Source organism: Phenylobacterium sp. (assembly GCF_044372605.1).
In the GTDB taxonomy this organism is placed as follows: Bacteria; Pseudomonadota; Alphaproteobacteria; order Caulobacterales; family Caulobacteraceae; genus Phenylobacterium.
This window is the reverse complement of record NZ_JBILRO010000204.1, coordinates 1-6,410: the sequence shown is the minus strand read 5'-3', so window position 1 is coordinate 6,410 and position 6,410 is coordinate 1. Positions and strand designations below refer to the sequence as shown.

4 protein-coding genes are annotated in these 6,410 nt (G+C 64.7%); 1 reads left to right on the top strand and 3 read right to left on the bottom strand.

The features are described from left to right. Positions 1-42: 42 nt before the first annotated feature. Positions 43-3,399, bottom strand: a complete 3,357-nt coding sequence (locus ACIQ42_RS14450) for a TonB-dependent receptor domain-containing protein (RefSeq protein WP_397422962.1) — start codon at positions 3,397-3,399, stop codon at positions 43-45. A 225-nt stretch (positions 3,400-3,624) separates the two neighbouring features. Between ACIQ42_RS14450 and ACIQ42_RS14445 the strand changes: the two genes are divergently transcribed. Further along, positions 3,625-5,175: an ArnT family glycosyltransferase gene (locus ACIQ42_RS14445; protein ID WP_397422961.1), complete on the top strand. Its 1,551-nt coding sequence runs from the start codon at positions 3,625-3,627 to the stop codon at positions 5,173-5,175. Here ACIQ42_RS14445 and msrA read toward each other — a convergent pair. Beyond that, positions 5,141-5,728, bottom strand: coding sequence for a peptide-methionine (S)-S-oxide reductase MsrA (msrA, locus tag ACIQ42_RS14440; protein WP_397422960.1), 588 nt, complete (start codon positions 5,726-5,728; stop codon positions 5,141-5,143). The two genes, ACIQ42_RS14445 and msrA, sit on opposite strands and share 35 nt — an antisense overlap. A gap of 72 nt (positions 5,729-5,800) precedes the next feature. Further along, a partial coding sequence (locus ACIQ42_RS14435; protein WP_397422959.1) for a 3-oxoacid CoA-transferase subunit B occupies positions 5,801-6,410 on the bottom strand: 610 nt, incomplete at its 5' end.

Genomic DNA, 6,410 nt, shown 5'->3' with positions numbered 1-6,410 from the left:
TTCCGCAGCCGCCCCTGTCAGTATCAAAGTCGTCGGAAGGGGTCAGAACTCGTAGCGGAGCGACACCTGAGCGTACCAGAGCGAGCGAGCGTTGTTGATCGAACGGGTCAACGCTGTCGTGTTCGGGTTGGAGTAGCGATATCGCACGCAGACGGGGCTCCCGTTGCCCGCTGCCGCGCCCGTCGCCGTCGCGCACTGTACGTCGACGATCCGGTTGTTTCCCTGCCCCGAACCGCTCGCGCCATACTCCTCAACCGATCCCCACTTGTTGTTCAGGAGGTTGAGAACGTTCTGGACATCCATCACGACCTTGAACTTGTGGCCCTTGATCGGCGTCGGGATCTCCTGGCTCAGTTGCAGGTCGATCTGATTGACGTCCGGGTTTCGGTTGAAGCCCTTGGGCACAATCCCGACCGGAAGATCGAACCGCGCGACCGCGTCACGGACGCGGTTCAGGGTGGCGACGCTGTCAAAGGTCACGAGGCCCACATCGAGATCGTTCGGGTTCGCATCGCCGGCGAAGTCCGGAACGTACAGCTGATAGGCGCCGCGGTTGGTCCCGAAGATGGGGCTGCGGTTTCCGCCCTGGCTGGCCATCGTCACGTTGAAGGGCCGGCCTGACCGGGTCTCGGCGAACATCGTGAGGCGCGTCTTGGCGTTCTCGATGAACTCCTTCTCATAGGTCACTTCGAACTTGATCCGATCACGGACTTCCTCATAGCCGCGGCCATAAGCGTCGCGGTTGGAGTCCTCGGCCGAGGCCAGCTGGCTGGCGTAGAGCGAACCCGAGGTGGTGCCGAAGCGAACGCCGCTCGTGCCTTCACGCAGGTTCTGGCGGACGTAACCGATCGAGGTCCGCAGGTCGTTGTCGAAGAAGTTGCGGGCCAGACCGACGGCGAAGACGTAGCCAGTGCCGCGTTTCTCGTTTCCGACAACCAGATCGGCCGCATTCTGCACATTGGTGCCTGCGACGCCGGCGGTCGCACGCGCCGCGTCGGTCATGACGAGACCGTCGTAACGCAACCGGCCGTCCGGCGTGAACTGCTGCTGGCCGTTGACGAGCAGCGGGCGGACCTTGAAGTCGGTGTAGCTGACCGACGAGCGGACCTCGGTCTGCACATAGTCCACAAGGGCCTTGAAGCCGTAGGGCAGGTCGGCCGACCCGGAGAGGAAGAATTTCCAGGCCGACGGAATCTGGAACGACGGATTGAGCGCGATAACTTCCGAGGTGCTCGGGATGATCGACGGCGTGACCAGGCCGGTCACCGCGCCTGGCAGATCATAGCCAAACCGGGGGTCCGTGCGGCTCACGTTCAGCGCGGCCGCGCCGGCGGCCTGGGTGAACGCCGGATTGGCGCCCAGTTCGCGGAAGGTGCCATCCGGGTTGCGCTCGATGGTGACGCCTGCGGCGGCGAAGCCGGTGGTGCTGAACGAAGTGGAGATCAGGACGTCCGGGATACCGCCCGAGAAGACGCCGGCGCCGCCGTTCAGGCGGTACCAGCTGCCGGGATCAAACTTGAAGGCGACCCGCGGCATAAGGATCGACCGGCCGTCGTAGGTTTCCTGATTGTTGAAACCGTTCCGGGCCTGGAAGAAGGGGTTCAGGATCGGCTTGTCGTCGCTCTTGTACCAGTCATACCGGACGCCGGCCGTGACTTGCAGGGTATCTGTGATGTCCAGAATGTCCTGCAGGTAGAAGCTGTTCTGCTGGTACTTGAAGTTCGCCGCGGCATCGAAGGGGTTGCCTGACGGCGCATTGGAGTAGGTGAGGCGGTTGGCGCGGCCGGCCTGGAAATCGGCGATCGAGTCAAAGTAGTAAACACCGTCGCTGTTAGGAACGAAGAGGTTCACGATCTCGATGTTCTGCGACTCGAAACCGACCTTGAACAGGTGGTCGCCCAGCGAATAGGTCGCCTTGCCCTGGATGTTCAGGTTGTGCGTTTCCAGCTCATTGGCCTGGCGGAACGCATCAGGGCCGATACGCACGTTCGAGAAGCCGCTGGCGCAGGTGGTGAGCACCAGGTCAGAGGTCGGCGCCGAGCAGATCTGCAGTTCCCCGAATTCCTGACCGGACGGCGGCGCCTGACGACGCTCATAGTCGCGGTAGGAGACCCGGAGCTGGGTGGTGAGTTGATCTGTCCACTGGGAATTCAGCTCGCCAACGTAGGAGTAATCCTCTTCGCCGGTCAGGTAGAAGTTCGAGGACAGGCCGGCCGTGCCGCTGTTCAGGTTGGGCCGCGAGGTCAATTCCGACAGGGCGTAGCGGTAGGTGAACGAGGCCCGGTGCTTGTCGGTGATGTTCCAGTCAATCTTGGCCGAGTACTTCTCATCGAGGATCGGCGTTGCACGTGGAATGTTCCCCGAGTCGAAATCGGTGGCATAGGTGTTGTCCAGGATGCCCTTGACCTGGTCGATGGTCGCCTGGGTGACCCCTGAAATCGAGTTGGCGAACCCGGACCCCGTCGGACCAAACGCAACCTGCTCGGCGGATTTGTACTTTTCGTACGAGATGGCGAAGAAGGCGGTGTCTTTCCAGATCGGGCCGGAGAGGAAGCCGCCATAGTTGGTCTGGCTCTGGACGCTGTCGATCTGACGGCCCTTCAGCTTACGGCCGACCATGCCGTCGTTCAGATAGTTGACGAAGGCTGAGCCGTGGAAGTTGTTGTTCCCCGAACGCAGCACGATATCGATCGCACCACCCTGGAAGTCGCCGTTTTCCACATCGTAAGGCACGGCCTGAACGGAGAACTGTTCCACCGCGTCAAGCGAGATCGGCCCGCGCAGGGTGGGCAAGCCGCCCGAGTTCAGACCGAAATCGTCCTGCACCGAAGCGCCATCAATGGTGATGCGATTGGTCTTTGGGTTCGATCCGGCGATCGAGATGCCGCCGTCGGCGACGGTATTCTGAGACGCCAGCAGATTGCGGCGCGCCAGGTCGCGAATATCGCGGCTGACCGAGACCACCGCCTCGATGCTGTCACGGCCAAGGGTTGAGGAGACGCCGGAATTGCCGGCCTCCGGGTTGCGGGCGGCGGTGATCACCAGTTCGTCGACGGCTGAGGCGGAGAACAGGTCGATGTTCAGTCGCAGCGTTTCGGCTTGGGTCAGGGTGATGCCTGAGACGGTTTCTGTTTCAAAGCCGGGGGCTGTGACCGTGACAGTGTATGGACCACCGACCCGCAGGCCCCGGGCGTCGAACACGCCATCGGCGCCAGTGCGTGTCACCGCCCGCGTACCAGACGGCGTATGCAGAATGGTGATCGTTGCGTTCGATACCACCGCACCGTTGTCGCCTGTCAACGCACCACGGATCGACGATGTGGTTTCCTGGGCGTAGGCGGCTGTGCTCATTGCGAACGCGAGAACCGACAGCGCGGCGCCGCCGACGAACTTTTTCATGGATTACCCCTCTTGGATCGACCCGTTCGAAGGACTCCGCATCACGGACATCCTCTGGTGTTGTCCCGCCTATAGCGTGGAAAATCCGGTCGTAGGTGACGGTTTTGCTACAGCCTCTCCCTGACTGTCACAATCCGGAAGACCGTTGCCGCTTTGCCATAGGCGCCTCGCAGGCGCTTCAACCGGTATCCACCCGAAGCCGTCATGCTCTAGGATGGTGGTCGCATGCCCGAGGCCTCGCCCCTGATTCCGTCCCGAGACCGCGACCTGCGCGCTGTGTTGTTGTGTGTGGCCGCCCTGACCGTGGCCCGGCTGGTGGCGCTGTTCGCCACGCCGCTGCAGCTTTACCCCGATGAGGCCCAGTACTGGCTTTGGTCGCGCACGCTGGATTTCGGATACTATTCCAAGCCGCCGATGATCGCCTGGGCCATCTGGGCGACCACCGCCATCGGCGGCGACGGCGAGGCCTGGGTGCGGCTGTCGGCCAGCCTGTTCCAGGCGGGCGCGACGGTGGTGGTGTTCCTGATCGGGCGCCGGCTCTACACGCCGGCGGTGGGGTTCGCCGCCGCGGCCCTCTACGCCCTGATGCCGGGGATCCAGCTCTCCGCCCTGGTGGCCGCCACCGATGCGCCGCTGCTGTTCTTCCTCGGGCTCGGGATCCTGGCCTATGTGGGCCTGCAGGATGCGACGCAGGCTCGCAAACCCTGGCGCGCGGCGGGGCTGGGTGTGGCGCTTGGGCTGGCCTTCCTCAGCAAGTATGCGGCGATCTACTTTGTGATCGGGCTGGGTCTGCATCTGGCGTTTTCGCGCGCCGCGCGGGCGGCGTGGACATGGCCGGCGGCGGTATCGGCGATCCTGGCCTTCGCTATCGTTCTGGCGCCCAATCTCGCCTGGAACGCCACCCACGGCTTCGCCACCTTCCAGCACACGGCGGCCAATGCGGCCTGGAGCGGCGTCCAGCTCTTCAACCTGTCGGAGATGGGGCTGTTCCTGGGGTCACAGCTGGGCGTCTTTGGCCCGATCCCGTTCGTCGCCCTGCTGCTCGGCGTCGGTCTCGCGTTCGCCCGTCGCAGGATCAGCGAGAACGACCTGCTGCTCATGTGCTTCGCCCTGCCGCCGCTGCTGATCGTCACCGGTCAGGCCTTTATCAGCCGGGCCAACGCCAACTGGTCCGGGGCCGGCTATCTGGCAGGCGCCATCCTCGTCGCCGCCTGGCTGGTGCGCTGGCGGGCGCGGCGCTGGCTGATTGCGGCCATCGCGATCCAGGCGGCGGTCGCGGCCTTCTTTCTGGTCAGCGTCATCTCGCCCGCCGTCGCCGACAAGGCAGGCCTGGCCAACGGCCTGAAACGCGCCCGGGGCTGGGACCAGATGACCCAGCTGATCCTCGACCGCGCCGAACGCGAGCCGGACCTCAGCGCCATCGCCGTGAATAACCGCTTCCTGTTCTACGCCATGTCCTACTACGGGCGCGACCGGCTGCGGATGGGGGGCCCGCCGCTCACCAGCTGGCTCCTGATGGAGGGGCCGCGCAATCAGGCCGAGACCACCGCGCCGCTGACGGCGGCCCTGGGCCGGCGCGTGCTGATGGTCTCCTACGAGGGCTGGCGGCGGCCCGAGATGCAGGCCGACTTCACCGCCGCCTCGGGCCTGGAGATCGGCAGCGTGCGGCTCGACAATCGCCGCAAGCGCCGCGTGGAGATGTTCATCGGCGAGGGCTTCGCCCCGCGTCCCCGAGATCCCGTCAGCGGGCTTCCTGGCCGCCCCACACCGCCCTGAGCGCCTGAGGACGACCGCAGCCAATCCGGTAGCGCTCGTAGGCCACCGGGTTCTTCTTGTAGTAGTCCTGGTGATAGTCCTCGGCGTTGTAGAACGCGACCGCGGCGCGGGTGACCACGGTGATCTTGGCCCGGAGTTGCTTCTCGTACTTGGCGCGCGCCGCCTCGGCGACCGCACGCTCCGAGGCGTCAGCGGTAAACACCGCCAGTTTGTACGAAGGGCCCTTGTCGCAGATCTGGCCATAGGGGTCGGTCGGATCGATATGGTGGTAGTAGCTGTCGACCAGCCTCGCGTAGCTGATCTTCGCCGGGTCATAGGTGACCTTCACGGCCTCCAGATGGCCCGTGTGATTTTCGTAGGTCGGCCGGGTCGACGCGCCGCCGGAATAGCCGGAAACCGCGCTGATCACGCCCGGCGTACTCTCGAAACCCTTCTCCATCGACCAGAAACAGCCGCCCGCAAAAACGGCGGTTCTGGTGGCCGCAGCGGCGTTGGAGGCGCCGGCGAGCAGCAGGGCCGATGCGGTCAGGGCGAAGATCAGCTTGGAAGTCATGGGTCACTCGTGTGGGTTGACGTCACCGGCCTATACGAACCCCGACCGCGAAAGGTTACAAGCCCCGCAGGATCAGGCGACCTCAAACTTCGCCCCGGTCCTGGCCCGGATCTCGTCAAGGGTCACGCCCGGCGCCATCTCCAGCAAGGTCAGCGGAGACCGTCCCCGGGAAACGTCGAACACGCCCAGCTCGGTGACCACCAGGTCCACCACCTTCTGGCCGGTTAGCGGCAGGGTGCAGGCCTCCAGCAGCTTGGGCGCGCCGGACTTCTCCGTATGCTCCATCACCACCACCACGCGCTTGACGCCGGCCACCAGGTCCATGGCTCCGCCCATGCCCTTGACCATCTTGCCGGGCACCATCCAGTTGGCCAGATCCCCGTTGGCCGCCACCTGCATGGCGCCCAGAACGCTGAGGTCGATGTGGCCGCCGCGGATCATCGCAAAGCTGTCCGCGCTCGAAAAGTAGGAGCTGGAGGGCAGAGCCGTGATCGTCTGCTTGCCGGCGTTGACCAGGTCGGCGTCGGCCTCTCCCTCGTAAGGAAACGGCCCCATCCCCAGCATGCCGTTCTCGCTCTGCAGGGTGACGCTGACGCCCTCCGGAATGTGATTGGCCACCAGCGTCGGGATGCCGATGCCCAGGTTCACATAATATCCGTTACGCAACTCACGCGCCGCCCGC